Here is a 25,285-nt window from a genome sequence, read left to right as displayed (position 1 = left end):
CTGCCTTATTGATGGCGAAAAGTGTAACGCGAAGATGGAATTACTATTTTTAGGCACGTCAGCGGGAGTCCCCACTCGCTCACGCAATGTAACGGCAATTTTACTGAATCTGCAACACCCGACTCAGGCGGGGCTGTGGCTTTTTGATTGTGGTGAAGGGACGCAGCATCAGATGCTCACCACCCCTTTCAATCCAGGAAAACTCGATCGTATTTTTATCAGCCATCTGCACGGCGATCACCTGTTTGGTTTACCGGGACTACTGTGCAGTCGCTCAATGGCCGGCAATGTCCAGCCTCTGACGCTTTACGGGCCAAAAGGGTTGCGAGAGTTTACCGAAACCGCATTACGTCTGAGCGGCTCCTGGACCGATTATCCGATGGAAATTGTGGAAATCACCGCAGGTGAGATTGTCGATGACGGCCTGCGTAAAGTCACGGCGTACCCGCTGGCGCATCCGCTGGAGTGCTACGGTTTTCGCATTCAAGAGCATGACAAACCCGGTGCGCTTGACGCTAACGCCCTGAAGGCGGCAGGTGTTAAAGCGGGCCCGTGGTTTCAGGATTTGAAAGCCGGGAAAACTATCGTGCTGGAGGATGGACGTACGATCCACGGCGCCGACTTCCTCGCCCCGGCCACCAGGGGAAAATCAGTCGCTATTTTCGGTGACACAGGACCCTGCGCGTCCGCCATTGAACTGGCTCGAGGTGTAGATGTCATGGTACACGAAACCACGCTGGATGCCTCAATGGTGGAGAAAGCGAACAGTCGCGGGCACAGCTCAACCCGACAAGCCGCACAGCTGGCGCTGGATGCCGGAGTGGGACGCCTGATCATGACCCACGTTAGCTCACGCTATGATGAAAAAGGCTGTCAGCGTTTGCTTGAAGAGTGCAAAGCGATTTTTCCAGACACGGAACTGGCTCACGATTTCGCCATTTTCAGCGTTTAACGCTTTATTTTTCCGCCTCAGTGCCGATAACAGTGGAAAGGCTGGCTTTCACACTGAGGACAGGATGAACAATTTCCAGAAAGATATTGATGACAGGACAAACCTAACCCTGTCTAACCGTTTTGAACTACTGCTATTTCGCCTCGGCAAATCTGTTGAGGAGCAGAAATCAGAGCTATTTGGCATCAACGTATTCAAGCTGCGTGAAATCGTGCCGATGCCGACCTTTACGCGTCCGGCTGGTATGAAGGCCCCGCTGCTGGGTATGGTTAATATTCGCGATCAGGTGATCCCGGTGATTGACCTGCCCGCCGTCGCGGGCTGTAAACCAGAGACCGGACTCAACATCCTGTTGATCACAGAATATGCCCGCAGCGTCCAGGCGTTTGCGGTGGAGTCAGTGGAAAACATTATGCGCCTGGACTGGCAACAGGTGCATACCGCCGAGAAAGCCGTCAATGGTCGCTATATCACCAGTATCGCTTGCCTGGACGACAACAAAGAGACCAACAACCTGGCGCTGGTGCTCGACGTTGAGCAGATCTTGTATGACATCGTACCGGCGAACCACGACCTGCGCGCAAACGATCTGAAAACCAATAAATTCAACATCACGCCGGGTGCGGTGGCGATTGTGGCAGATGATTCAAAAGTGGCCCGCGCAATGCTGGAAAAAGGGCTTAACGCCATGGAAATCCCGCATCTGATGCATGTAACGGGCCAGGATGCGTGGGAAAAAATACAGCAGCTTTCCGCAGAAGCACTGGCGGAGGGCAAGCCTATTAGCGAGAAGATCGCCCTGGTACTCACCGATCTCGAAATGCCGGAGATGGACGGTTTTACGCTTACCCGCAAAATAAAAACCGACGAACGCCTGAAGAAGATCCCGGTCGTTATCCACTCTTCGCTTTCCGGTAGTGCGAACGAAGATCATGTTCGCCGAGTAAAAGCGGATGGCTACGTGGCCAAATTCGAAGTCAATGAGCTTTCTTCAGTGATCCAGGAAGTGATGGATCGCACAGCAAAAGGCATCAGCGGTCCGCTGGTGAGCCGTCAGCTATTGAACTGACCGTATTTCACGCATAAAAAAACCCGCCGAGGCGGGTTTTTTCGTTACTGCATGTAGCCTTACATCAGCGGAGTCGCTAACTGCACAATGCTGATCAGCGGTTGCGGGTAAATACCCAGCACCAGTACCAGCAGGGCAGAAATCAGCACCACGATACCGCCCGCGCTGTACTGCCAGTTGGATGGCGCATCGCGGTTCAGCTGTTGCGGTGCGCTCAGGTACAGGCTCACGGCAACACGCAGGTAGTAGTACAAACCAATCGCCGAACCGACCACCACAGCGGCAACCAGCCACCACAGGTTAGCCTGCACACCGACTGCCAGTACGTAGAACTTACCGATAAAGCCCAGCGTCATCGGGATACCGGCCAGAGACAGCATCATTACCGTCATCACTGCCGCGAGGATCGGACGATGCCAGAACAGACCACGGTAGGAGAACAGAGAGTCCGCATCCGGGCCACGGTACGGGCTGGACATCAGGCTGACCACACCGAACGCGCCGAGGCTGCTGAACAGGTAACCGGCCAGGTAAACGCCAACCGCTTCCATCGACATCTCGCCGCTCTGCAGAGCAATCAGCGCCACCAGCAGGTAGCCGAGATGAGAGATAGAAGAGTAACCGAGCAGACGTTTAATATTGGTCTGGCTCAGCGCCATCAGGTTACCGAAGATGATGGAAGCAAAGGCAATCACGCCCAGTACAATACGTACCGCTTCGCTATCCCCTACCGGTGCGTACAGGAACAGACGCATCACCACGCCGAAGATAGCGATTTTGCTCGCCGTCGCCAGGAAGGTGGAAACCGGAGCCGGAGCGCCCTGGTAAACGTCTGGCGTCCACAGGTGGAACGGAACCAGCGAAAGTTTAAAGCCGAGGCCAACAATCATCAGACCGAAGCCCGCCAGCAGCAGCGGTTCGTGCAGCATGCCGTCGCCGAGGCTCTTACCGAGCGCAACAAACGACAGATTGCCAGACTGCGCGTACACCAGCGCCATACCGAACAGCAGGAAGGAAGACGCTGCGGCAGACAGAATGGTGTATTTGATACTGGCTTCCAGCGAACGTTTCTGACGGAACGCATAGCCAACCAGACCAAACAGCGGCAGAGAGATCAGCTCAATACCAAGGAACAGCGCCGCCAGATGGTTAGCGTTAGCCAGCAGAATACCGCCGAGTGCGGCAATCAGCACCAACAGGTAGAACTCTTCCCGGTTGTCGTCGTAGCCTTCCAGCCACGGGTAAGCAAAGGTACAGGTGGCAAGACTCGCCAGCAGCACCAGTCCGGTGTAGAGCATGGCGAAACCGTCAACCCGCATCAGCGGGGTGACGTCCATGGCGCCCGCCTGGCCAACAAACCAGAGCGAAACCAGCGCGGCGTTAAGCCCAATAACCGATAACGTGGCATTGAGGAAGTGATTGCGTCGCCACGCAATGGAGAGCATCACAACCACCACCGTCAAGCCGACGATCAGCAGCGGTAGCAGCGCAATCAGGTGTTGTGGAGTTATTGTCATGGCGATTTACGGCCTTGTAGTAGTAACGGAATTAACAAACCACTGCTGGATGTTGCTCATCGCAGAATGCGAGGTATCCAGAATCGGCTGCGGATAGAAGCCAAGCAGTACCAGAAGCACGACCAGCAACAGGATGATAAACAGCTCACGCAGCGACATCCCTGGCAGTTCAACACTGGCAATCTGGCTCTTCGCTTTACCGAAGTAAGCGCGATGCAACATCGCCAGCGAGTAAACAGAGGCAAACACCAGACCAAAGGTCGAGATCACGGTAATGACCGGAACCACCTGGTAGCTGCCAAACAGAATCATAAATTCACCAACGAAGTTACCTGTACCCGGCATACCCAGAGTACACACGGCGAAGAACATTGACAGCGCAGGCAACCATTTCATTTTGCCCCACAGGCCGCCCATCATACGCATATCACGCGTGTGCAGACGTTCGTACAGCTGACCACACAGAATGAACAGACCGGCTGCGGACAGACCGTGCGCAATCATCTGGATAACAGCACCCTGGTACGCCAGCTGGCTGCCGGTGTAGATAGCAATCAGTACGAAGCCCATGTGCGATACGGAGGTGTAAGCGATCAGGCGTTTGATATCGTACTGATTAAAGGCCATCCACGCGCCGTAGAAGATACCGATAACGCCCAGCCACATTGCGATAGGTGCAAACTCCGCCGACGCGTTCGGGAACAGCGGCAGAGAGAAGCGCAACAGACCGTAAGCCGCGGTTTTCAGCAAGATCCCTGCCAGGTCAACGGAACCTGCCGTCGGCGCCTGGGAGTGTGCATCCGGCAACCAGCCGTGCAGCGGAACCACCGGCATTTTCACCGCGAAGGCGATGAAGAAGCCCAGCATCAGCAGATATTCCACACCGTGGGACATCGGGGTATTCAGCAACTCTTCATAGTTGAAGGTCCACACACCGGTCGCTTTATAGTGCACAAACACCAGCGCCAGGATGGCAATCAACATCACCAGACCACTCGCCTGGGTATAAATGAAGAACTTGGTCGCCGCCGTGATACGCGTTTTACCGTCAGAGGCTTTATGCCCCCACAACGCGATCAGGAAGTACATCGGCACCAGCATCATTTCCCAGAAGAAGAAGAACAGGAACATGTCGATGGCAAGGAACACGCCGATCACGCCGCCTAAGATCCACATCAGGTTCAGATGGAAGAAGCCCTGGTATTTTTCGATTTCATTCCAGGAGCAAAGTACCGCCAGAACACCGAGCAGACCGGTCAGCACTACCATCAGCAGCGACAGACCGTCGATAGCCAGATGAATAGAGATGCCAAAACGTGGGATCCACGGCAGGACAAACTCAGACTGCCACTGCGGAATGCCAGCGGATTGCGTCAGTGAATAGCCGCCCTGCAACCACAGTTGCAGGCCAAGCGCCAGCGTCAATCCCATGGTAATCAGCGCGATCCAGCGCGGCACCTTCACGCCAAAGCGTTCGGTCTGCCAGCACAGGAAGCCACCAATAAAGGGAATTAATATTAGCCAGGGTAGTAACATGGCGATCTTTATTCCTTGTTAAAGTCCCATCAGGACCTGATTTTCAACGAATTCTCAAACAGAAAATTCACTTCGGATTGCGGCTTTTTTTGCCCGGCGGCGCGAACGCTTACCGGGCCTACAGATTCCCGTAGGTCGGATAAGCGCGAGCGCCATCCGACATCAACCCCACAATCCTCAAACTCAACGCAGTACCATCAACAGTGCCAGCACAACGACGGCGCCGATGCTCATTGATGCGACATACCAGCGCAGATAACCGTTCTCGCTCAACAACAGGCCTTTACCTGCAAAGCGGGAAAGGATCGCCGGAATGTTCATCATTGAGTTGAGCGGATCGCGTTTCAGCAACCAGGCAACACCCAGGAACGGCTTGACGAACACTTTGTCATACAGCCAGTCGAAGCCCCAGGCGTTATACCACCAGGTACCCAGCAGGCGGCCCGGCGCACTGTTGGCAATCGATGTCACAAGCTGGCGTTTACCCAGCCACAGCCATGCTGCGATCAGGATGCCCGCAATCGCTACGATACCGGAGGTAATTTCCAGCGTCATGACGCGACCATGCTCAAGCTCGGTCGTCGCAGGCAGTACACCCTGCAGCGGCGGCACAATCAGCGCGCCAACGAAGGTGGACAGGATCATCAGCACAATCAGCGGCAGATGATGGGTAATCCCCTTCCCTGCATGAGCGTGAATTTGTTCTTTACCGTGGAACACGATGAAAATCATACGGAAGGTATACAGAGAGGTCATGAACGCACCGACCAGACCTGCAACCATCAGATTAATATGACCATTCGCCATTGCACCGGCCAGAATCTCATCCTTACTGAAGAAGCCAGCGGTAATCAGCGGCAGAGCCGACAGCGCCGCGCCACCGATCAGGAAGCAGAGATACACCAGCGGAATTGACTTACGCAGTCCGCCCATCTTGAAGATGTTCTGTTCGTGGTGGCAAGCCAGGATAACCGAGCCGGATGCCAGGAACAGCAGCGCTTTAAAGAAGGCGTGCGTCATCAGGTGGAAAATCGCCGCATCCCACGCCTGTACACCGAGAGCCAGGAACATATAACCAATCTGGCTCATGGTGGAGTACGCAAGAACGCGTTTGATGTCGGTCTGTACCAGCGCAGCAAAACCCGCCAGCACCAGAGTGATGGCACCGATAATCCCCACCAGGTGCAGAATTTCTGGGGTCATCAGGAACAGGCCGTGCGTACGTGCAATCAGGTAGACACCGGCGGTAACCATCGTCGCAGCGTGGATAAGCGCAGAGACAGGCGTCGGGCCGGCCATCGCATCAGCAAGCCATGTTTGCAACGGCAACTGCGCAGATTTACCGACCGCACCGCCCAGCAGCATCAGGGTTGCCCACATCAGCATGTTGTTACCATCTGCAAAGTGCGCAGGCGCCAGTTCCACCATTTCGCGGAAGTTCAGCGTGCCCAGCTCGTTGTAGAGGATGAACAGCGCGAACGCCAGGAATACGTCACCAACACGGGTTACCACGAAGGCTTTCATTGCCGCAGCGCCATTCTTCGGATCGGTATAGTAGAAACCAATCAGCAGATAGGAGCACAGGCCCACGCCTTCCCAGCCGAGGTACATCAGCAGCAGGTTATCCGCCAGCACCAGAACCACCATGCTGGCGATAAACAGGTTGGTGTAGGCGAAGAAACGAGAATAGCCCTCTTCTCCGCGCATATACCAGGAGGCGAACATGTGGATCAGGAAACCAACGCCGGTCACCACGGAGAGCATGGTCAGCGACAGGCCGTCCAGCACCAGGTTAAAACCGATGTTGAAGTCGCCGACTGACATCCAGGTCCACAGCGGCTGGCTGTAAGCCTGCTGGCCATTGGCAAAGAAATCAACGCCAACAAACGCAGTCACCAGCGCGGCCAGACCAATCGACCCGACACCCACGGTAGCGGACAGATTTTCTGACCAACGACCACGGGAAAACGCCAGTAATACAAAGCCAATAAATGGCAGAATAATGGTTAAGGCAAGCATGTTCATCCACGCATCTCACTTACTGAATCGATGTTCAGGTTCTGGCGACGGCGATGAAGTTGCAGCAACAGCGCAAGTCCAATGCTCGCTTCCGCAGCCGCAAGGCTGATGGCGAGAATGTACATCACCTGACCATCGGTCTGGCCCCAGTAGCTTCCGGCGACCACAAAGGCCAGCGCGGAGGCGTTAATCATGATTTCCAGCCCGATCAGCATAAACAGCAGATTGCGGCGGATAACCAGACCGGTCAAACCCAGGACGAATAAAATCGCAGCGAGGATCAGTCCATGTTGTAAGGGGATCATGCGTGCTCCTCCGTTTTTCTTTTCGCGCGGTCATCAGTGCGATTGCTCAGCACTTCACCTGAACGCTCTTCGCGCCCCACGTGGAAGGCCACAACCAGGCCCGCCAGCAGCAGCATCGAAGCCAGTTCGACCGCCAGTACATACGGTCCGAACAGGGAAATACCGACTGCTTTCGCGCTAATTGGCGTCCCGTCGATGCCCTGATCGTTTACGCCCAGAATGGCGTAAACAATGACCACCAGCATGATGGCCGACAGAATCGCCGGACCAATCCACACCTGAGGTTTCAGCCACTGGCGTTCCTGTTCAATTTCAGAACCACCGAGGTTGAGCATCATTACCACGAATACGAACAGCACCATGATAGCGCCCGCGTAGACGATAATTTCCAGTGCACCGGCGAAGTAAGCGCCTAACGAGAAGAACACCCCGGAAATCGCCAGCAGCGAAATAATCAGATACAGCAGTGCGTGTACCGGATTGGTGTGGGTGATCACCCGCAAGGTTGCGAGAATGGCTATCAGGCCACAGATATAAAAAGCGAACTCCATTGCCCCTCTCCTTACGGTAACAGGCTCTTGACGTCGATAGGCTTAGCTTCGTTCTCTGCTTCGCCCTTATCTTTGCCGTCGATTGCCATACCTGCCATCCGGTAGAAGTTATATTCCGGGTATTTGCCCGGACCGGAGATCAGCAGATCCTCTTTCTCGTAAACCAGGTCCTGGCGCTTGTACTCACCCAGCTCGAAATCTGGAGTCAGCTGAATAGCCGTTGTCGGACAGGCTTCTTCGCACAGGCCGCAGAAAATGCAGCGTGAGAAGTTAATGCGGAAAAACTCCGGATACCAGCGGCCATCTTTGGTCTCTGCTTTTTGCAAAGAGATACAGCCTACCGGACACGCTACCGCGCACAGGTTACAGGCAACGCAGCGCTCTTCACCGTCTGGATCACGAGTCAGAACGATACGACCACGAAAACGGGGCGGTAGATAGACCGGCTCTTCCGGGTACATCTGCGTTTCGCGTTTCGCGAACGCATGCAGGCCGATCATCCAGATACTGCGTACCTGGGTGCCGAAACCTACGAACAATTCTTTTAAGGTCATGGTCTTTGTGTCCCTTATTGCGCCTGCCAGAGAATGACAGCCGCCGTTACCAGCAAGTTGACGAGCGTCAGCGGCAGACAGACTTTCCAGCCGAAGGACATTACCTGGTCATAACGAGGACGTGGTAACGACGCACGAATCAAAATGAACATCATCATGAAGAACGCGGTTTTCAGCGCGAACCAGACGAATGGTGGTAAGAACGGGCCATGCCAGCCACCGAAGAACAGGGTAACCATCAGTGCAGAAATGGTGACGATACCGATGTACTCACCCACGAAGAACAGACCGAATTTCATACCGGAATATTCAATGTGGTAACCGTCGGCCAGTTCCTGCTCGGCTTCTGGCTGGTCAAACGGGTGACGGTGACACACCGCCACGCCCGCGATGGCAAAGGTGACAAAACCAAAGAACTGCGGAATAACGTTCCAGATATCAGCCTGGTTGTTGACGATGTCGGTCATGTTAAATGAACCGGCCTGCGCCACCACGCCCATCAGGGAAAGTCCGAGGAACACTTCGTAGCTCAGGGTCTGCGCAGACGCACGCATCGCACCGAGCAGGGAGTATTTGTTGTTACTGGACCAACCGGCGAACAGCACCGCGTATACCGCGAGGCCCGCCATCATCAGGAAGAACAGGATCCCGATGTTCAGGTCAGCAACCACCCAGTTCGGACTCACCGGCACGATGGCGAAAGCCAGCAGCAGCGAGGTGAAGGCGATCATCGGTGCCAGGGTAAAGATGACGCGATCCGAGAATTTCGGGATCCAGTCTTCTTTAAAGAACATCTTGATCATGTCCGCAACCAGCTGGAGCGAACCGCCCCAGCCAACACGGTTCGGTCCGTAACGGTTCTGGAACAGACCCAGCAGACGACGTTCGCCAAAGCTCATGAATGCCCCGCAGGTGACCACCACCAGCAGGATCACCACCGCTTTGAGAATGCTCAGCAGGATCTCAATCAGATCGGGTGTAATCCAACTCATTGTTGTGCCTCCTGCAGATCCTCAAGACGCGCACCTGCCAGAACCGGCGCGATGCCAGGCATGCCCATCGGTAAACCAACCTGCCCTGCCGTTAATCCTTCAGCGATTTCAACCGGCAGCGTAACCGTGTTGCCATCGTAGCTGAAAGAAACGCGCGTACCGGCATTAACACCCAACTTCGCGGCATCAGCCGGGTTGAGTTTGATGTACGGCTGCGGCATACGGGTCTGGAAGACCGGCGCACGCTGGGACATTTCATCACTACCAAACAGGTGATAGTAAGGCGCAATACGCCACTGACCTTCCTGAGCCTGGAAGCTCGCCGGAACGGTTGTGAAGTACTCCATATTCCCCGCAGAAGCTTCGATCAGGCGCACGCCCGGATCGCCATGACGCAGTTTACCGCCCACTTCATCCTGGAACTTGTTCCACGCCTGTGGGGAGTTCCAACCCGGAGCCCAGGCAAACGGAATTTGTGAACGCGGTGCAGACGGCTGGTTGTTCCCTTCCATAGAGAAAGCGAACATGGTGTCTCTGTCCTGCGGTTGACGCGGTTCGTGTACGCTGATGTTAGCGCGCATTGCGGTACGCCCACTGTAGCGGTGCGGTTCACGCGCCAGCTTCTGTCCACGGATACGGAAGCTTGCGTCCGGCGCGGCATCTTTAATGCCCGCCAACTGCGGCAACTTCTCAACGACCGCGTCAATAACGTGGTCGAGCTGCGTCCAGTCCACTTCACGGCTCTGCACGGTGCTGTGCAGCGAGTGCAGCCAGCGCCAGCTTTCCAGCATTACGGTGTTGCTGTCGTAGTAGGATGGGTCATAAACCTGGAAGAAACGCTGGGCGCGGCCTTCGTTGTTAATCACCGTACCATCGCTTTCGGCGAAGCTTGCAGCGGAAAGCACCAGATGGGCGTTTTCCATAATTGCCGTACGCTGATGGTCAACGACCAGTACCAGCGGCGCTTTCGCCAGCGCGGCATCAACGCGAGCGGCTGAAGCATGGCGATGCAGGTCATTTTCCAGCACCACAACAGCGTCAGCGCGGCCTGTTTCCAGCTCGGTCAGCGCATCGTCAAGGGAACCACCGCCAATCATGCCGAGGCCCATGCTGTTAACCGAGCGAGCAATCATGGTGATGCCAACGTCTGCGCCACGGCCTTTCAGCGCCTTCGCCACGTTGGCAGCCGCCTGAATCACTTCGGCGCTACCGGCGTTGGTGCCGGAAATAATCAGTGGTTTCTTCGCCCCGGCTAGTGCCTGAACGATAACGTCAATTTTGTTCTGCAGGTCACGGTCGATACCGTCAACCGCCGGCGCGTTGTTATCCAGCGCGTGGGCGATAGCGAAACCTAAACGCGCCTGATCTTCAACCGGTGCACGATAGGTCCAAGCGGCGATATCGTCCAGACGGGTGTTATCGACGTTGGTAACGAATAGCGGATGCTTAGCACGCTGGCCGATATTTAGGATTGCTGCGATCTGCCAGTCAGCCACTTTCTGTGCCGCCGCCATTTCACGCGCTTTACCTTTCACCGCCTGACGCACCGCCAGCGCAACGCGTGCGCCGGTCTGGGTGACATCTTCGCCCAGCACCAGAACCGCATCATAAGATTCGATTTCGCGCAGAGCCGGAGTATGAATCCCGCCGTCACGCAGTACGCTCAACGCCAGTTGCAGACGATCCAGTTCGCCCTGAGCGATACCGGTATAGAAGTTATCCGCACCGACCAGTTCACGCAGCGCGAAGTTACTTTCAACGCTGGCGCGCGGGGAGCCGATACCAATCACTTTCTTCGACTGACGCAGAATATCTGCCGCGCCCTGCATCGCCTGCTCGGCGTTCAGCGTGATCAGGTCATCGCCACGACGCTGTACCGGCTGACGCGGACGGTCTTTCAGGTTCACGTAACCATAGCCGAAACGACCACGGTCGCAGAGGAAGTAGTGGTTAACGGTACCGTTATAACGGTTTTCGATACGACGCAGTTCACCGTAGCGCTCGCCCGGGCTGGTGTTACAGCCGATGGAACACTGCTGGCAGATGCTCGGCGCAAACTGCATGTCCCATTTACGGTTATAACGCTCGGAGTGCGTTTTATCGGTGAAGACGCCGGTTGGACAAATTTCGACCAGGTTGCCAGAGAATTCGCTTTCGAGCGTACCGTCTTCCGGACGACCGAAGTAGACGTTGTCATGTGCGCCATACACGCCCAGATCCGCACCATCGGCGTAATCTTTGTAGTAACGTACACAGCGATAGCAGGCGATGCAGCGGTTCATTTCGTGAGAGATGAACGGCCCCAGGTCCTGGTTACGGTGAGTACGCTTCGTGAAGCGGTAGCGACGGAAGCTGTGACCGGTCATGACGGTCATATCCTGCAGGTGGCAGTTGCCGCCCTCTTCACAGACCGGACAGTCGTGCGGGTGGTTAGTCATCAACCACTCCACGACGCTTTCGCGGAACTGCTTCGCTTCTTCGTCATCAATAGAAATAAAGGTGCCTTCGGTGGCCGGTGTCATACAAGACATCACCAGGCGACCACGCGTGTCTTCCGCGTTCTGATATTGCTTCACCGCACACTGGCGGCAAGCACCGACGCTTCCCAGCGCCGGGTGCCAGCAAAAGTACGGAATATCAAGGCCAAGAGACAGACAAGCTTCCAGCAGGTTGTCCGCTCCGTTGACCTCATATTCTTTGCCGTCTACATGAATCGTAGCCATAGTCAGCATGCTTCCAGTTGGCTCGGTCGTAACCGAGCGTTAATCGAATTTCTTATCGCGACACAGGGCTAACCCTGTGATCACCAGCGCTCTTTCAGCAGGTTCGGCTGAATACCACCAATAGCGTGGGTATTGCTGAAGGTCTGCTTGATGCCAGCTTCGAATTCTTCGCGGAAATATTTAATGGCGCTCTGCAGCGGTTCCACTGCACCCGGTGCGTGTGCACAGAAGGTTTTACCCGGGCCGAGGAAACGACACAGTTGCTCAAGTGTCTCGATATCCCCAGGCTGGCCTTCGCCACGCTCAAGCGCGCGCAGAATTTTCACACTCCACGGCAGACCATCACGGCACGGCGTACACCAGCCACAGGACTCGCGGGCAAAGAACTCTTCGAGGTTACGCACCAGAGGAACCATGCCAATCTCGTGATCGACAGCCATTGCCAGCGCGGTGCCCAGACGGCTACCTGCTTTACCAATGCTTTCGAATTCCATCGGCAGATCGAGGTGTGCTTCGGTCAGGAAGTCAGTCCCCGCGCCACCAGGTTGCCAGGCTTTGAACTTCAGGCCATCGCGCATGCCGCCCGCGTAATCTTCGAGGATCTCACGCGCGGTAGTACCGAAAGGCAGTTCCCATAGGCCAGGGTTCTTCACACGACCGGAGAAGCCCATCAGCTTGGTGCCCGCGTCTTTGCTCTTCGAAATGTTCTGGTACCACTCCACGCCGTTCGCAAGGATAGCCGGTACGTTACACAGGGTTTCGACGTTGTTTACGCAGGTCGGCTTACCCCATGCGCCAGAGCTTGCCGGGAACGGCGGCTTGGAGCGTGGGTTAGCACGGCGACCTTCGAGGGAGTTGATCAGCGCGGTTTCTTCACCGCAGATGTAACGCCCTGCCCCAGTGTGGACAAACAGTTCGAAGTCGAAACTGGTGCCCATAATGTTTTTGCCAAGCAGACCGGCTTCGGTCGCTTCGGCGATCGCGCGACGCAGATGCACGGCTGCTTCGATATATTCACCGCGCAGGAAGATATAACCACGGTACGCTTTCAGCGCAAACGCGGAAATCAGCATGCCTTCCACCAGCAGGTGCGGCAGCTGTTCCATCAGCAGACGGTCTTTATAGGTGCCCGGCTCCATTTCATCGGCGTTACACAGCAGGTAACGGATGTTCATGGATTCGTCTTTCGGCATCAGGCTCCACTTCAGACCGGTGGAAAAGCCCGCGCCGCCGCGCCCTTTCAGGCCAGCGTCTTTTACCTGATTAACGATTTCGTCCGGTGACAGCCCGGTCAGGGCCTTACGCGCACCTTCGTAGCCGTTCTTGCTACGGTATTCGTCCAGCCAGACCGGCTGTTTGTCATCACGCAGACGCCAGGTCAGCGGATGGGTTTCGGGAGTACGGATAATGTCTTTCATTTATACCGCTCCAGCAGTTCGGGAATGCCTTCCGGGGTCAGATGAGCGTGAGTATCCTCATCGATCATCATGTTTGGCCCTTTGTCGCAGTTCCCCAGGCAACAGGTCGGCAGCAGCGTAAAGCGACCATCAAAAGTCGTCTGCCCCGGCTTGATGTTGAGTTTTTTCTCAAGCGCGGCCTGGATCCCCTGGTAGCCGTTGATATGGCACACCACGCTGTCGCAATAGCGGATCACGTGGCGACCTACCGGCTGGCGGAAGATCTGGCTATAAAACGTAGCAACACCTTCTACGTCGCTTGCCGGAATACCCAGCACATCAGCGATCGCATAGATCGCCCCATCCGGCACCCAGCCACGCTGTTTCTGAACGATTTTCAGCGCTTCAATGGACGCCGCACGCGGGTCTTCGTAGTGGTGCTTCTCGTGCTCAATCGCTTCACGCTCAGCCGCACTCAGCTCAAAAGCCTCGGTTTGTGGTTGTTGATTCTCGTGCATAATTAGCGGTCCACATCTGACATAACAAAATCGATACTACCCAGATGGACGATCAGGTCGGACACCAGGCTGCCACGTACCGCTACCGGGATCTGCTGCAGGTGCGCATAGCTCGGGGTACGGATACGGGTACGGTAACTCATGGTGCTGCCATCGCTGGTCAGGTAGTAACTGTTGATACCCTTGGTCGCTTCTACCATCTGGAAGGACTCGTTTGCCGGCATAACCGGACCCCACGAAACCTGCAGGAAGTGGGTGATAAGGGTTTCGATATGTTGCAGCGTGCGCTCTTTCGGTGGCGGCGTCGTCAGCGGGTGATCCGCTTTGAACGGGCCTTCCGGCATGTTATTGAGGCACTGCTCAAGGATGCGCAGACTCTGGCGCAGCTCTTCAACTTTCAGCATCACGCGGGTATAGCAGTCGGACACACCGCCGCCAACCGGGACCTCAAAGTCAAAGTTTTCATAGCCAGAGTACGGACGCGCTTTACGCACGTCGAAATCAATACCGGTCGCACGCAGCGCAGCACCGGTACAACCCCAGTCCAGCGCTTCTTTCTTACCGTAAGCGGCAACACCCTGCGAACGGCCTTTCAGGATGGTGTTACGCAGCGCGGCTTTCTCGTAAGAATCCAGACGTTTTGGCATCCAGTCGAGGAAATCACGCAGCAGTTTGTCCCAACCGCGCGGCAGATCGTGTGCCACACCGCCGATACGGAACCAGGCCGGGTGCATACGGAAACCGGTGATCGCTTCCACGACGTCGTAGATTTTCTGACGGTCGGTAAAGGCGAAGAATACCGGGGTCATCGCGCCGACGTCCTGAATGAACGTGGAGATGTACAGCAGATGACTGTTGATACGGAACAGTTCAGATAGCATGACGCGAATCACGTTGACGCGATCCGGCGTGGTGATGCCTGCCAGTTTCTCAACCGCCAGTACGTAAGGCATTTCGTTAACGCAGCCGCCGAGGTACTCGATACGGTCGGTGTACGGAATGTAGCTGTGCCAGGACTGACGTTCGCCCATCTTTTCAGCGCCACGGTGGTGGTAGCCGATGTCAGGTACGCAGTCGACGATTTCTTCGCCATCAAGCTGCAGCACAATACGGAACGCACCGTGGGAAGACGGGTGGTTAGGACCGAGGTTGAGGAACATGAAGTCCTCATTTTCGGTGCTACGCTTCATGCCCCAATCTTCTGGTTTGAAGGTCAGCGCTTCCATTTCCAGATCCTGTTTGGCTTTAGTCAGCTCAAACGGGTCGAATTCAGTCGCACGCGCCGGGTAGTCTTTACGCAGCGGATGGCCTTCCCAGGTATGCGGCATCAGCAGACGCGTCAGGTGCGGGTGACCTTCGATGTCGATGCCAAACATTTCCCAGGTTTCACGCTCATACCAGTTGGCGTTCGGGAACAGTTTGGTGAAAGTCGGTACGCGCAGATCGTTTTCAGACAAAGCCACCTTGAGCATGATATCGCGATTGCGTTCAATGGAGATCAGGTGATAGAAAACGGAAAAATCCGCGGCGGGTAACCCTTCGCGGTGCGTACGCAGACGTTCGTCCATGCCGTGTAAGTCAAACAGCATGACGTAAGGTTTCGGCAGTCTCTTTAAGAAATCGCCAACTTCCAGTAATTGTTCACGCTTGACCCAAACAACGGGTACCCCGGTGCGAGTCGCCTGAACGGTAAAGGCATCCGGCCCAAAACGGTTGCGCAGTTCGCCAATGACCGGGTCATCAAGGTGATCCCGTGTTTGCCATGCGGCGTCTTGCGCGGTTAAGTCGGTCATATTGTTCACCATTGCAAATGGTCCGTGGTGGTCGGCAGTGCTTCGCGCTATTTATGTAGTGATAAGCGAAGGAAGTGCTGCTGCCGACAGGCGCAAATTAAATCTCGTCTGGTGTACGAAGATTCGTTACAGCAATACGTTCGCCGCGTTTACGCTCGCGTTCTGACTGCATATTGGCGCGATAAACGCCCTGATCGCCAACCACCCAGGAGAGCGGACGGCGTTCTTTGCCAATGGAATCTTGCAGCAACATCAGAGCCTGCATATACGCTTCTGGGCGCGGCGGACATCCCGGGATGTACACATCGACCGGAATAAATTTATCAACGCCCTGCACCACAGAATAGATGTCGTACATCCCGCCGGAGTTGGCGCATGCGCCCATGGAAATAACCCATTTCGGTTCCAGCATCTGATCGTAGAGGCGCTGAATAACTGGCGCCATTTTGGTAAAGCAGGTTCCGGCTACGACCATCAGGTCAGCCTGACGCGGCGATGCACGCAGTACTTCCGCACCAAAACGGGCCACATCGTGCACGGCGGTAAACGAGGTCACCATCTCAACGTAGCAGCAGGAAAGGCCAAAGTTATATGGCCAAATTGAGTTTTTACGGCCCCAGTTAACCATGTCATGCAGTTTGCCCATGAACACGTTTTTGTTAACTTCTTGTTCCAGGGGGTCGGTTACGATCTCCTGTTTTTGCAGGGGGTAACGGTCGTTCTCACCGTTAGGATCTATGCGGGTGAGCGTATAATCCATCTTAATGCCTCGCGGTTAGCGTTGACGATTAGCGATACTGTTCGTTTCCGGGTTCATACGCTCGCGGCGTGAACGCGCGGGCGTCCAGTCCAGCGCGCCAATACGCACCAGATAAACCAGACCTGCCAGTAACACAAAAATAAAAATTGCAGCTTCCACAAAGCCAATCCAACCGCTTTCACGGATAGAAGTTGACCATGCGAACAGATACAGCGCTTCAACGTCGAAGATAACGAAGAACATGGCTACCAGATAAAACTTGGCAGACAGGCGCAGGCGGGCGGTGCCGACCGAGTCGATACCTGATTCAAACGGCACGTTTTTAGATCTCGCGCGTGCGCGACCCCCTAAAAACCAGCCGCCGACGAGCATCAGGCAACACAGGCCAATGGCAACGATAAGAAAGATAGCGAATGCCCAGTGATGAGCGATGATTTCAGTGGATGTTGACATACTCATTGCTTACTCATCAAAAGTAGCGCCAAATTCTCTGCTCTTTTCGGCAGATGAACGCCACATCGATTCATGGGGAGGAATAAAAAAAACCTTACAATCACTGTGAAAAATCATTTTATACAGCTAATTGATGGGGTTTTTTACTCCTTTCTATAACCTTTTGTCAATTTTAACAAAAGTTTCCTCACATTATTTTACACTAATCCAACTTCATTAACATAAAGTGCTCTTTAGACCCATTTCGATTGCATCATCGGTCATTTTTAATGTTGTTGAATCGTGTCCGTAGTGAAGTAAAAAAGATAATACACGTCTATTTTGACAGGAATTCACCCAGATGCCTCCCCCTAAATGGGAGTATTTTCTTGATCTGTGACACGCTTTTGTTAATTCACCATAAAAAACAGCAACAATTTCTCTAGTTTTTTAACATGGAAACATTTAGCAACGCGGCTGATTATTTTTCACCCTATTGTCAGTCTGTTTTTTTACCTGCTGATTTTGTTAAGTTTTAGTATATGAATGAACAGAAAGCAGTAATATTTGCATAAAAAAAGAGCCGCTGGATGTTTTTTCATCATCAGTGGCCCTTTTTTACACTTACATTTTTAAACGTTTTTCTGTGACGCTTTACTCAAAGTCGCCTTCAACAATCAGCGAGTCATCTCCCCCTTCAGGGGTAAACTGATTGTATTGCCAAGGATTTTGATATGTCTGCATCGACTTAAAGATAGCCTGAGCTAATTCATTTTGCGTGGCCGGATCGCTGCACAACAGATACTCGGTATCAGGCAGAGGTGGTAATCCGTCCGCCGCACCCAGTACGCGTAAATCCGGGCTCATCATTTCTACAGGACGCGCAGTAACGCCAAGCCCTGCTTTTACCGCCGCGCGGACCGCAGGTAATGTTGAAGCGACATAAGCCAGACGCCACGGGATCTGTGCGGCATTCAACGTCGCCAGCACGATATCGCGAAACGGGCTGGGATCGTCCAGCAGAACTAACGGCACGGGTTCGCCTTTTTGCAGGATATATTCGGCTGCGCAATACCAGTGCGTCGGTGAAGTCCGCAAATTCAGGCATTCAAAATCGTCAGGGCGATTCGTGGTTACCACTAAATCCACTTCTTGCGACTTAAGCATCTCCACCATGTAAGCATTGCGTTTCACTCTTACATCAAGGGCAAGTTTCGGATAAACCGAACTAATGCGGTTAAGCAGAAATGGGAGTATGGTGTCGGCGGATTCATCAGAAGCACCGATAGTTAACACCCCCTGAAGATTGTTAAACATCAATGATGAGCATGCCTCATCATTAAATCGCAGTATTTTCCTGGCATAACCCAACAGTTGGATACCATGTTCGGTCAGCAGTTTGTTGCGTCCATGACGCGCGAACAACTCTTTCCCCACAAGTTGCTCAAGGCGCTGCATTTGCTGACTTACCGCAGACTGAGTTCGACATACTGCAGCTGCCGCAGCCGCGAAGGTATTTAGGTCGGCAACAGCAACAAAGGTTCTCAGCAGATCGAGGTCGAGGTTAATTATCGCACGATTTGCATTTATCATAGTTTTTCACTTACTCGCGGGTCATACCGGGTTAATGCTGTGCATTCAGAATCAAACAACTCCATTTGTAATGTGCCTCCCTTCAGTTTCGCTTAGTGTAACCAAGTGAAAATAAGGATGTATTTGGTTTAACAAACGAAACAATGCTCTTTCTGAGCTATTTTAAAACCCGTGATATTCATCGGAATATAGCAACGAGAAAGAGCCGTATTTTTAGCTGCCGGATGATTCTGACTAATGGAAAACATGTAAATTTTGTAAATTTAAAAAATAGTTAACGAACAATAATTTACACATTAAAAACTAACTTTTCAGTATGTTATGAACAACCAACAAACATTTGAATTATCGTAAAACTCGTACTACACACCATTTCATAGGAGTTATCTTAACCTAAAACCACTATATTTATAAGTGTTATTGCGAATAATTCCGGGCGAATTGGTGTTATGTCAGTGCAACGGTTTTCGTATTATTAGTCCACTCAATTTGATGTCGTTTAAATAATAAATAATAATTAATTAAGAATCTCTCAATTCATTAATTATGCTTAACAATGGATTCACACCGCATCACGTCGGGATCAGACCGATAACAGAATTCGTGGATGAAACCTCAGTATTTTCGAATCCCGCCGTATCGCACAGATATCGGCTACATTTTGTTTTATAGGGCTAACTTTTTTCGACCAGACAAATCACCATACCAAAGCCAACAAAGCAAAACATAAATCATAAAAAACACAACAATCCAGATTATTGCACTGTAATAATTGCATAATTTAGTTATTAAAAGTTAATTGTCGTCCTCCTGCTTTCCAAAATCTTCTACTAAAGACCCTTCAAAACTCACCGTCGTGGGAGTACATTGTGCTGGGCTGACTTCCACGGCAGGGAGTGGCATTCACAGCTAAAAAGGTCAACGTTCATGTCCCCCATTGAAAAATCCAGCAAATTAGAAAACGTCTGTTATGACATTCGCGGCCCGGTTCTGAAGGAAGCAAAGCGCCTGGAAGAAGAAGGCAACAAAGTTCTGAAACTGAACATCGGCAACCCTGCGCCTTTCGGGTTTGAAGCACCAGATGAAATTTTAGTGGATGTGATCCGCAATTTGCCAACTGCGCAAGGATATTGCGATTCCAAAGGCCTTTATTCAGCCCGCAAAGCAATCATGCAGCATTACCAGGCCCGCGGGATGCGCGATGTAACCGTAGAAGATATCTATATCGGTAACGGCGTATCCGAATTGATTGTGCAGGCCATGCAGGCATTGCTGAACAGTGGGGACGAAATGCTGGTTCCTGCACCTGATTATCCACTGTGGACGGCGGCGGTTTCGCTCTCTGGTGGTAATGCCGTGCACTACCTGTGTGATGAATCATCAGACTGGTTCCCGGACCTGGATGATATCCGCGCCAAAATTACGCCGCGTACGCGTGGGATCGTCATCATCAACCCCAACAACCCAACCGGCGCTGTTTATTCTAAAGAGCTGCTGATGGAGATTGTTGAGATTGCTCGCCAGAACAACCTCATCATCTTTGCAGATGAGATTTACGACAAAATTCTCTACGATGACGCCGAGCACCACTCGATAGCGGCAATGGCCCCGGATCTGCTGACTATTACCTTTAACGGCCTGTCAAAAACCTATCGTGTTGCCGGTTTCCGTCAGGGCTGGATGGTACTGAACGGACCGAAGAAACATGCCAAAGGGTATATCGAAGGCCTTGAGATGCTGGCTTCTATGCGCCTGTGTGCGAACGTCCCTGCACAACATGCCATTCAGACCGCGCTGGGCGGATATCAGAGCATCAGCGAATTCATCATGCCTGGCGGACGTCTGTATGAGCAACGTAACCGCGCCTGGGAACTGCTCAATGATATTCCTGGCGTCTCTTGCGTAAAACCGCGCGGTGCACTGTATATGTTCCCGAAAATTGACGCCAAGCGCTTCAATATTCATGACGACCAGAAGATGGTGCTCGACTTCCTGTTGCAGGAAAAAGTACTGCTGGTCCAGGGGACGGCATTCAACTGGCCGTGGCCGGATCATTTCCGCATCGTTACGCTGCCGCGAATTGATGATATCGAAATGTCGTTGAGTAAATTTGAGCGTTTCCTGTCAGGGTATCGCCAGCTGTAACCACGCAAAGTGCTACCGGGTTTGCATCCGGTAGCACTCTCTGCGCAAAATACCGTTACTGAAGTCACTGAGTAAGGGTCGTTATGAAGCAGAGCCACTTTTTTGCCCACCTCTCCCGTCTGAAACTCATTAACCGCTGGCCGCTGATGCGCAACGTGCGCACCGAAAACGTGTCCGAACACAGTCTGCAGGTTGCTATGGTTGCTCATGCGCTGGCCGCGATCAAAAACCGTAAATTTGGTGGTCAGGTAAATGCTGAGCGTATTGCCCTGCTGGCGATGTATCACGATGCGTCAGAGGTGTTAACCGGCGATCTCCCTACCCCAGTGAAATATTTCAACTCGCAGATTGCTCAGGAATATAAAGCGATAGAGAAAATTGCCCAGCAAAAACTGGTCGATATGGTTCCCGATGAGTTACGCGATATTTTTGCACCGCTCATTGATGAACATGCCTTAAGTGAAGAAGAAAGATCGATTGTTAAACAGGCCGATGCCCTGTGCGCGTATCTGAAGTGCCTGGAAGAACTCTCCGCCGGTAACAACGAATTTCTGCTGGCGAAAACACGTCTGGAAAAAACGCTGGAGTCACGACGCAGCGAAGAGATGGACTACTTTATGGACGTGTTTGTCCCAAGCTTTCACCTTTCATTAGATGAAATCAGCCAGGATTCACCGCTTTAAACGATTTTGCCGGATGCGTCTAACGCCTTATCCGGCCTACAGGTAACGTGATATCCGTAGGCCTGATAAGCGCAGCGCCATCAGGCGTTTACTGCGGCGGTCAAAACGGGAACAGCATCGGGATCATCACCACGCACACTGCCATGACAATCACCGTAAACGGTACGCCAATCTTCACGAAGTCGCTAAAGCTGTAGTTACCCGGCCCGAGCACCAGTGTGTTTACCGGTGAAGACACTGGCGTCATAAAGGCTGCGGAAGCCGCCATCGCAATCACCATCGCAAACGGATACGGCGAAACGCCCATCGACTTTGCCGCCGCCAGCGCAATCGGCGCCATCAGTACCGCCGTCGCGGTGTTAGAGATAAATAACCCAATGGTCGCGCACAGCACGAACAGGCAGCCCAGCATCATATACGGGCCGTACCCACCACCAACGTCCATTAGCCCTTTCACCACCAGATCGACGCCGCCCGTTTTCTGTAATGCCAGCGCAAAAGGCATCATCCCGACAATCAAAATAATGCTTGGCCAGTGAATGGCTTTGTAGGCGCTTTCGGCATCGATGCAGCGGAATTTTCCCATCAGCAAACAAGCGATAATCGCGGCAACCGTATTAGGGATTTCATCTGTGAGCATTAACGCGACCATCAGTACCAGACAGAAAATCGCATGCGGCGCCTGGCTGTGCGCCGGAGAAGCTTCACTGACTTCCACAGGCATATTTAGCACCACAAAATCGCGCCCTTTTTGTCCAAGCAGCGTGATCAGCTTCCAGTTGCCCACCACTAAAATGATATCGCCCATCAACAGCGGCTCATCAACCACCGCCCCGGCCAGCGCCGTACCATCGCGCTTCAGCCCAACGACATTCAGCCCGTAACGCGTACGAAAAGCGATTTCCCGTACCGTTTTGCCGATCAATTCCGACTCAGGGATCAGAGAGATTTCGGCCATGCCCACATCAAGCGCCTGCTCGGAGAAGTATTCTCCACGCAGCACCATCGGTTCCAACAGTTGCTCAGCGCAAAATTCACGCAGGTCGACATCGGCCGCAGACATATCAATCAGCAATACGTCACGAGCACGAAACTCAGAAACCCCGTTTACGTCAACGATCACGCGACGAAAACGACGCCAGCGCTCCACGCCAATCACGTTTGCCCCGTAGCGCTCACGCAGTTTCAGGTCGTCCAGACGCTGGCCTATCATAGGAGAACCCGGGCGAATCGCCAGGCGACGCGCGCGCCCGGTCAGGCGATATTCTTTAATCAGATCGCGAAAGGTCCGGCGCTTCCAGCCGTCGCCCGGCTGCCCGGAGTCTTCACCCTTCAGCATAAAACGCATCACCAGCATATAAATTATGCCAAGTACCAACACCACCAATCCCAGTGGGGTTACGCTAAAAAAGCTAAAACCATTAAGTCCTTCACGTAACAGTTCACTGTTGACGACCAGGTTTGGCGGCGTTGCCACCAGCGTCATCATGCCGCTTATCAAGCCGGCAAAACTTAGCGGCATCATCAGGCGTGAAGGGGAAATTTCCATGCGCATGGAAACACTTAAGACAACCGGAATAAAGATGGCGACCACACCGGTCGAACTCATGAATGCACCGAGACCAGCTACGGTTATCATCAGCAACACCAGCATTTTGACTTCACTGCTACCGGCGACCTTCACCAGCCAGGCGCCCATTACTGTCGCCACACCGGTACGCACGAGGCCGTCACCGATAATGAATAAAGCCGCTATCAAAATAACGTTAGGATCGCTGAACCCTGAAAAAGCCTCTGTGATGCTCAATGTTCCACTCAGAACAAAGGCAATAATGACCAGCAAAGCGATCGCGTCCATACGCACTCTGCCAGTTGCAAACAAGACGACGGCAATCGCCAGCAATGAGAGAACCCATATCAATTCACCGTTCACAACATATCCTTGTTAAATGAGAGGGATGGACTGATTCTGCCATAAAAAAGCCCCAACAATCTGGGGCTAAATCATGATCAGGTATTTCTTATAACGACCACATTTCCGTTGGGTTGTTTGGTCACAGAAATATGTTCCAGACTGGTCAGCGAAAAATCAACCTCGTCCAGACGCGGCGTATCAGTTGGCGCGTTGACCGCGATGACATGACACCCAGCTGCCAGTCCTGAAAGCACCCCGGCGGGGGCATCTTCCACCACGGCACATTCCTGCGGCGCCAGGCCCAGAAGCTGAGCGCCTAACAGATACGCGTCTGGCTCTGGTTTCCCTCTTTTTACCCGCTCGGCGGTGACAAACACTTCAGGAGCAGGAAGCCCAGCAACACGATGGCGCGCCCGTGCGACCGGCATAGAGCCTGAGGTCACAATCGCCCATGGAATACCCGCTTTATTGAGATGGTTGAGTAAATCAACAGCCCCAGGCAGCGCAGTGATCCCGGCGGTTTCTGTCGCTTCGATCTGCTCCAGACGGGTAAACTCCGCGGCGATCTCTGCCTCAGATTTGCCCACCATAAAGTGTCGCAGGGAGGTAATGGCCTGCTTGCCATGAATAAAGCCGAGCACCTCGGCGTGATCGAGGCCAAAACGATCGGCCCAGTTGCACCACGCACGCTCTACTGCGGGTAAGGAATCGACCAGCGTTCCATCCAGATCAAACAGAAAACCTTTGCACTGCACGCTCGCCCCCTCAGGCATTAATGATTTGGTTAATTTCATTCGCGCTCAGGTGATACTGGCGCGGGCAAGAGTGCCAGACATTCAACATACGCTGATATTTTTCCCACATCGGGGTCTGGGCGTTGAAGCCATGCGTACCCGCATCAAAGTGGGTATAGCGACCTTCCACATTCACCATAAAGCGAACGTATCCGAGGAAACGGGCTTCCGTTGCGGCGTCAAAACCGAGGAAAGTCACGCGGCGCTCATCAATAGCCTGTGCATCCTTAAGATTAGTCCAGGACACATGTAATGCGTGATACATCTCCATAATATCGATAATCGTACGACAGGTTTCTTCCGTCAGTTCACCAAACTCACGATCCAGCTCACGCATCTGCAAGCCGTAACCGCGTTCAATAATCGTTTGCAAACGACGATAACGCTCGGCGTTAGTTGGGTCGAGCATAGTCATCATTTTGTACTGATTCGACAAAATCAGACGTTGAGCGTTGGTCATTTCCATTTGGGACTCCTGTATCACTACTACTGCGATGAAAAAAAAGAAGGCATCTTGTGCCTTCTTTTATATGCGTAATCAGGGGTCAATTACAAATCATCAAGGAAAGTTTTATCCAGTTGTTTGAAGGCGCGCTTAAGCGTGTCAGCCAGCGCCTGGTAATCCGGCTTTCCTTCTACCGGAGAGAGCGCCTGTCCGGCTTCTTGCAATTTACCCCGAACTTCGTAGAACCAGTTGAGTATTGAAGGCGGCAGCGGCGTTACGGAACGTTTACCCAGCCACCACATGCCCTGCATCGGCAGGCTGAGCGCAAACAGCGCGGTCGCCACGGCCGGTCCCAACTGTCCCCCTAGCGCAATTTGCCAGCATAAGGTGAAGACGGCGATAGGCGGCATAAAACGGATTGCGTAACGTGTCATACGGATCACACGGTTCTCTACAAACACGGGCGCGAGGCGCTTTTCCATTGGCCACGTCTTCGCGTAGTGCTGCCCCCGGCGAAACAAGCTAAAAAAATTGACGGAACGATTATCCGGTGTCGACATGGCGGTTACCTCAACTTCACATATAAAAATTA

At 53.2% G+C, this 25,285-nt stretch carries 22 protein-coding genes; 4 read left to right on the top strand and 18 right to left on the bottom strand.

Annotated features, from left to right (window positions below; genetic code table 11):
- Window positions 1-34: 34 nt before the first annotated feature.
- Together rbn and GFB57_RS11965 are read left to right on the top strand one after the other, a co-directional pair.
- Window positions 35-952, top strand: a complete 918-nt coding sequence (gene rbn / locus GFB57_RS11970) for a ribonuclease BN (protein WP_003027686.1) — start codon at window positions 35-37, stop codon at window positions 950-952.
- Between the two features lie 64 nt (window positions 953-1,016).
- Window positions 1,017-2,021, top strand: coding sequence for a chemotaxis protein (locus GFB57_RS11965; RefSeq protein WP_003027687.1), 1,005 nt, complete (start codon window positions 1,017-1,019; stop codon window positions 2,019-2,021).
- 59 nt (window positions 2,022-2,080) lie between these two features.
- On the opposite strand, the gene nuoN is transcribed toward GFB57_RS11965, so the two are convergent.
- The 14 genes from nuoN to lrhA all read right to left on the bottom strand — a co-directional run bounded on the left by nuoN (window position 2,081) and on the right by lrhA (window position 18,711).
- Window positions 2,081-3,538, bottom strand: coding sequence for an NADH-quinone oxidoreductase subunit NuoN (gene nuoN, locus GFB57_RS11960; protein ID WP_003027689.1), 1,458 nt, complete (start codon window positions 3,536-3,538; stop codon window positions 2,081-2,083).
- Between the two features lie 6 nt (window positions 3,539-3,544).
- Complete coding sequence (gene nuoM / locus GFB57_RS11955) at window positions 3,545-5,074, bottom strand: NADH-quinone oxidoreductase subunit M (RefSeq protein ID WP_003027692.1); 1,530 nt, start codon at window positions 5,072-5,074, stop codon at window positions 3,545-3,547.
- A 183-nt stretch (window positions 5,075-5,257) separates the two neighbouring features.
- Window positions 5,258-7,099 (bottom strand): NADH-quinone oxidoreductase subunit L, encoded by a 1,842-nt coding sequence (nuoL, locus tag GFB57_RS11950; RefSeq protein WP_003027695.1) that lies wholly within the window; start codon window positions 7,097-7,099, stop codon window positions 5,258-5,260.
- Window positions 7,096-7,398: an NADH-quinone oxidoreductase subunit NuoK gene (nuoK, locus tag GFB57_RS11945; protein ID WP_000612644.1), complete on the bottom strand. Its 303-nt coding sequence runs from the start codon at window positions 7,396-7,398 to the stop codon at window positions 7,096-7,098. Before nuoK ends, nuoL begins: the two co-directional genes overlap by 4 nt.
- Window positions 7,395-7,949, bottom strand: a complete 555-nt coding sequence (nuoJ, locus tag GFB57_RS11940) for an NADH-quinone oxidoreductase subunit J (protein WP_003028059.1) — start codon at window positions 7,947-7,949, stop codon at window positions 7,395-7,397. Before nuoJ ends, nuoK begins: the two co-directional genes overlap by 4 nt.
- 11 nt (window positions 7,950-7,960) lie before the next feature.
- Complete coding sequence (gene nuoI, locus GFB57_RS11935) at window positions 7,961-8,503, bottom strand: NADH-quinone oxidoreductase subunit NuoI (protein ID WP_003028062.1); 543 nt, start codon at window positions 8,501-8,503, stop codon at window positions 7,961-7,963.
- A 14-nt stretch (window positions 8,504-8,517) separates the two neighbouring features.
- Window positions 8,518-9,495 (bottom strand): NADH-quinone oxidoreductase subunit NuoH, encoded by a 978-nt coding sequence (nuoH, locus tag GFB57_RS11930; RefSeq protein WP_003028063.1) that lies wholly within the window; start codon window positions 9,493-9,495, stop codon window positions 8,518-8,520.
- Window positions 9,492-12,218: an NADH-quinone oxidoreductase subunit NuoG gene (nuoG, locus tag GFB57_RS11925; protein ID WP_003028064.1), complete on the bottom strand. Its 2,727-nt coding sequence runs from the start codon at window positions 12,216-12,218 to the stop codon at window positions 9,492-9,494. Before nuoG ends, nuoH begins: the two co-directional genes overlap by 4 nt.
- An 80-nt stretch (window positions 12,219-12,298) precedes the next feature.
- Complete coding sequence (gene nuoF, locus GFB57_RS11920) at window positions 12,299-13,636, bottom strand: NADH-quinone oxidoreductase subunit NuoF (RefSeq protein WP_003028067.1); 1,338 nt, start codon at window positions 13,634-13,636, stop codon at window positions 12,299-12,301.
- A complete protein-coding gene (gene nuoE / locus GFB57_RS11915) occupies window positions 13,633-14,133 on the bottom strand; it encodes an NADH-quinone oxidoreductase subunit NuoE (RefSeq protein ID WP_003028069.1) in 501 nt (166 codons plus the stop codon). Before nuoE ends, nuoF begins: the two co-directional genes overlap by 4 nt.
- 2 nt (window positions 14,134-14,135) lie before the next feature.
- Window positions 14,136-15,938: an NADH-quinone oxidoreductase subunit C/D gene (nuoC, locus tag GFB57_RS11910; protein WP_003028072.1), complete on the bottom strand. Its 1,803-nt coding sequence runs from the start codon at window positions 15,936-15,938 to the stop codon at window positions 14,136-14,138.
- 85 nt (window positions 15,939-16,023) lie between these two features.
- A complete protein-coding gene (gene nuoB / locus GFB57_RS11905; RefSeq protein WP_003028075.1) occupies window positions 16,024-16,686 on the bottom strand; it encodes an NADH-quinone oxidoreductase subunit NuoB in 663 nt (220 codons plus the stop codon).
- 15 nt (window positions 16,687-16,701) lie between these two features.
- On the bottom strand, window positions 16,702-17,145 hold the full coding sequence (nuoA, locus tag GFB57_RS11900) for an NADH-quinone oxidoreductase subunit NuoA (RefSeq protein WP_003028077.1): 444 nt from the start codon (window positions 17,143-17,145) through the stop codon (window positions 16,702-16,704).
- A gap of 627 nt (window positions 17,146-17,772) precedes the next feature.
- Complete coding sequence (gene lrhA / locus GFB57_RS11895) at window positions 17,773-18,711, bottom strand: transcriptional regulator LrhA (protein WP_290366795.1); 939 nt, start codon at window positions 18,709-18,711, stop codon at window positions 17,773-17,775.
- A gap of 927 nt (window positions 18,712-19,638) precedes the next feature.
- On the opposite strand from lrhA, the gene alaA reads away from it, so the two are divergent.
- Both alaA and yfbR read left to right on the top strand, forming a co-directional pair.
- On the top strand, window positions 19,639-20,856 hold the full coding sequence (alaA, locus tag GFB57_RS11890; RefSeq protein ID WP_003028082.1) for an alanine transaminase AlaA: 1,218 nt from the start codon (window positions 19,639-19,641) through the stop codon (window positions 20,854-20,856).
- A gap of 83 nt (window positions 20,857-20,939) precedes the next feature.
- A complete protein-coding gene (gene yfbR, locus GFB57_RS11885; protein ID WP_003028083.1) occupies window positions 20,940-21,539 on the top strand; it encodes a 5'-deoxynucleotidase in 600 nt (199 codons plus the stop codon).
- Window positions 21,540-21,639: 100 nt separating this feature from the next.
- Here the strand turns inward: yfbR and GFB57_RS11880 are convergent, their stop codons facing one another.
- The 4 genes from GFB57_RS11880 to yfbV form a co-directional block, all read right to left on the bottom strand.
- Window positions 21,640-23,472 carry an SLC13 family permease gene (locus GFB57_RS11880; protein ID WP_003028084.1) on the bottom strand — a complete coding sequence of 611 codons (1,833 nt, stop codon included), beginning with the start codon at window positions 23,470-23,472 and terminating at the stop codon, window positions 21,640-21,642.
- A 77-nt stretch (window positions 23,473-23,549) separates the two neighbouring features.
- A complete protein-coding gene (locus GFB57_RS11875) occupies window positions 23,550-24,227 on the bottom strand; it encodes a sugar phosphatase (RefSeq protein ID WP_085952518.1) in 678 nt (225 codons plus the stop codon).
- Window positions 24,220-24,714, bottom strand: coding sequence for a YfbU family protein (locus tag GFB57_RS11870; protein WP_003028086.1), 495 nt, complete (start codon window positions 24,712-24,714; stop codon window positions 24,220-24,222). Before GFB57_RS11870 ends, GFB57_RS11875 begins: the two co-directional genes overlap by 8 nt.
- Window positions 24,715-24,797: 83 nt before the next feature.
- Complete coding sequence (yfbV, locus tag GFB57_RS11865) at window positions 24,798-25,253, bottom strand: terminus macrodomain insulation protein YfbV (RefSeq protein ID WP_003028087.1); 456 nt, start codon at window positions 25,251-25,253, stop codon at window positions 24,798-24,800.
- Window positions 25,254-25,285: the final 32 nt, after the last annotated feature.

This window comes from Citrobacter sp. S39, assembly GCF_009495675.1.
Lineage (GTDB): Bacteria > Pseudomonadota > Gammaproteobacteria > Enterobacterales > Enterobacteriaceae > Citrobacter > Citrobacter freundii.
This window is presented reverse-complemented; position numbering and strand designations above follow the sequence as displayed.

Bases quoted from the DNA above. Each gene is read 5' to 3' on its own strand.
- rbn (WP_003027686.1), top strand. From the start codon at position 35: ATGGAATTACTATTTTTAGGCACGTCAGCGGGAGTCCCCACTCGCTCA.
- GFB57_RS11965 (WP_003027687.1), top strand. From the start codon at position 1,017: ATGAACAATTTCCAGAAAGATATTGATGACAGGACAAACCTAACCCTG.
- nuoN (WP_003027689.1), bottom strand. From the start codon at position 3,538: ATGACAATAACTCCACAACACCTGATTGCGCTGCTACCGCTGCTGATC.
- nuoM (WP_003027692.1), bottom strand. From the start codon at position 5,074: ATGTTACTACCCTGGCTAATATTAATTCCCTTTATTGGTGGCTTCCTG.
- nuoL (WP_003027695.1), bottom strand. From the start codon at position 7,099: ATGAACATGCTTGCCTTAACCATTATTCTGCCATTTATTGGCTTTGTA.
- nuoK (WP_000612644.1), bottom strand. From the start codon at position 7,398: ATGATCCCCTTACAACATGGACTGATCCTCGCTGCGATTTTATTCGTC.
- nuoJ (WP_003028059.1), bottom strand. From the start codon at position 7,949: ATGGAGTTCGCTTTTTATATCTGTGGCCTGATAGCCATTCTCGCAACC.
- nuoI (WP_003028062.1), bottom strand. From the start codon at position 8,503: ATGACCTTAAAAGAATTGTTCGTAGGTTTCGGCACCCAGGTACGCAGT.
- nuoH (WP_003028063.1), bottom strand. From the start codon at position 9,495: ATGAGTTGGATTACACCCGATCTGATTGAGATCCTGCTGAGCATTCTC.
- nuoG (WP_003028064.1), bottom strand. From the start codon at position 12,218: ATGGCTACGATTCATGTAGACGGCAAAGAATATGAGGTCAACGGAGCG.
- nuoF (WP_003028067.1), bottom strand. From the start codon at position 13,636: ATGAAAGACATTATCCGTACTCCCGAAACCCATCCGCTGACCTGGCGT.
- nuoE (WP_003028069.1), bottom strand. From the start codon at position 14,133: ATGCACGAGAATCAACAACCACAAACCGAGGCTTTTGAGCTGAGTGCG.
- nuoC (WP_003028072.1), bottom strand. From the start codon at position 15,938: ATGGTGAACAATATGACCGACTTAACCGCGCAAGACGCCGCATGGCAA.
- nuoB (WP_003028075.1), bottom strand. From the start codon at position 16,686: ATGGATTATACGCTCACCCGCATAGATCCTAACGGTGAGAACGACCGT.
- nuoA (WP_003028077.1), bottom strand. From the start codon at position 17,145: ATGAGTATGTCAACATCCACTGAAATCATCGCTCATCACTGGGCATTC.
- lrhA (WP_290366795.1), bottom strand. From the start codon at position 18,711: ATGATAAATGCAAATCGTGCGATAATTAACCTCGACCTCGATCTGCTG.
- alaA (WP_003028082.1), top strand. From the start codon at position 19,639: ATGTCCCCCATTGAAAAATCCAGCAAATTAGAAAACGTCTGTTATGAC.
- yfbR (WP_003028083.1), top strand. From the start codon at position 20,940: ATGAAGCAGAGCCACTTTTTTGCCCACCTCTCCCGTCTGAAACTCATT.
- GFB57_RS11875 (WP_085952518.1), bottom strand. From the start codon at position 24,227: ATGCCTGAGGGGGCGAGCGTGCAGTGCAAAGGTTTTCTGTTTGATCTG.
- GFB57_RS11870 (WP_003028086.1), bottom strand. From the start codon at position 24,714: ATGGAAATGACCAACGCTCAACGTCTGATTTTGTCGAATCAGTACAAA.
- yfbV (WP_003028087.1), bottom strand. From the start codon at position 25,253: ATGTCGACACCGGATAATCGTTCCGTCAATTTTTTTAGCTTGTTTCGC.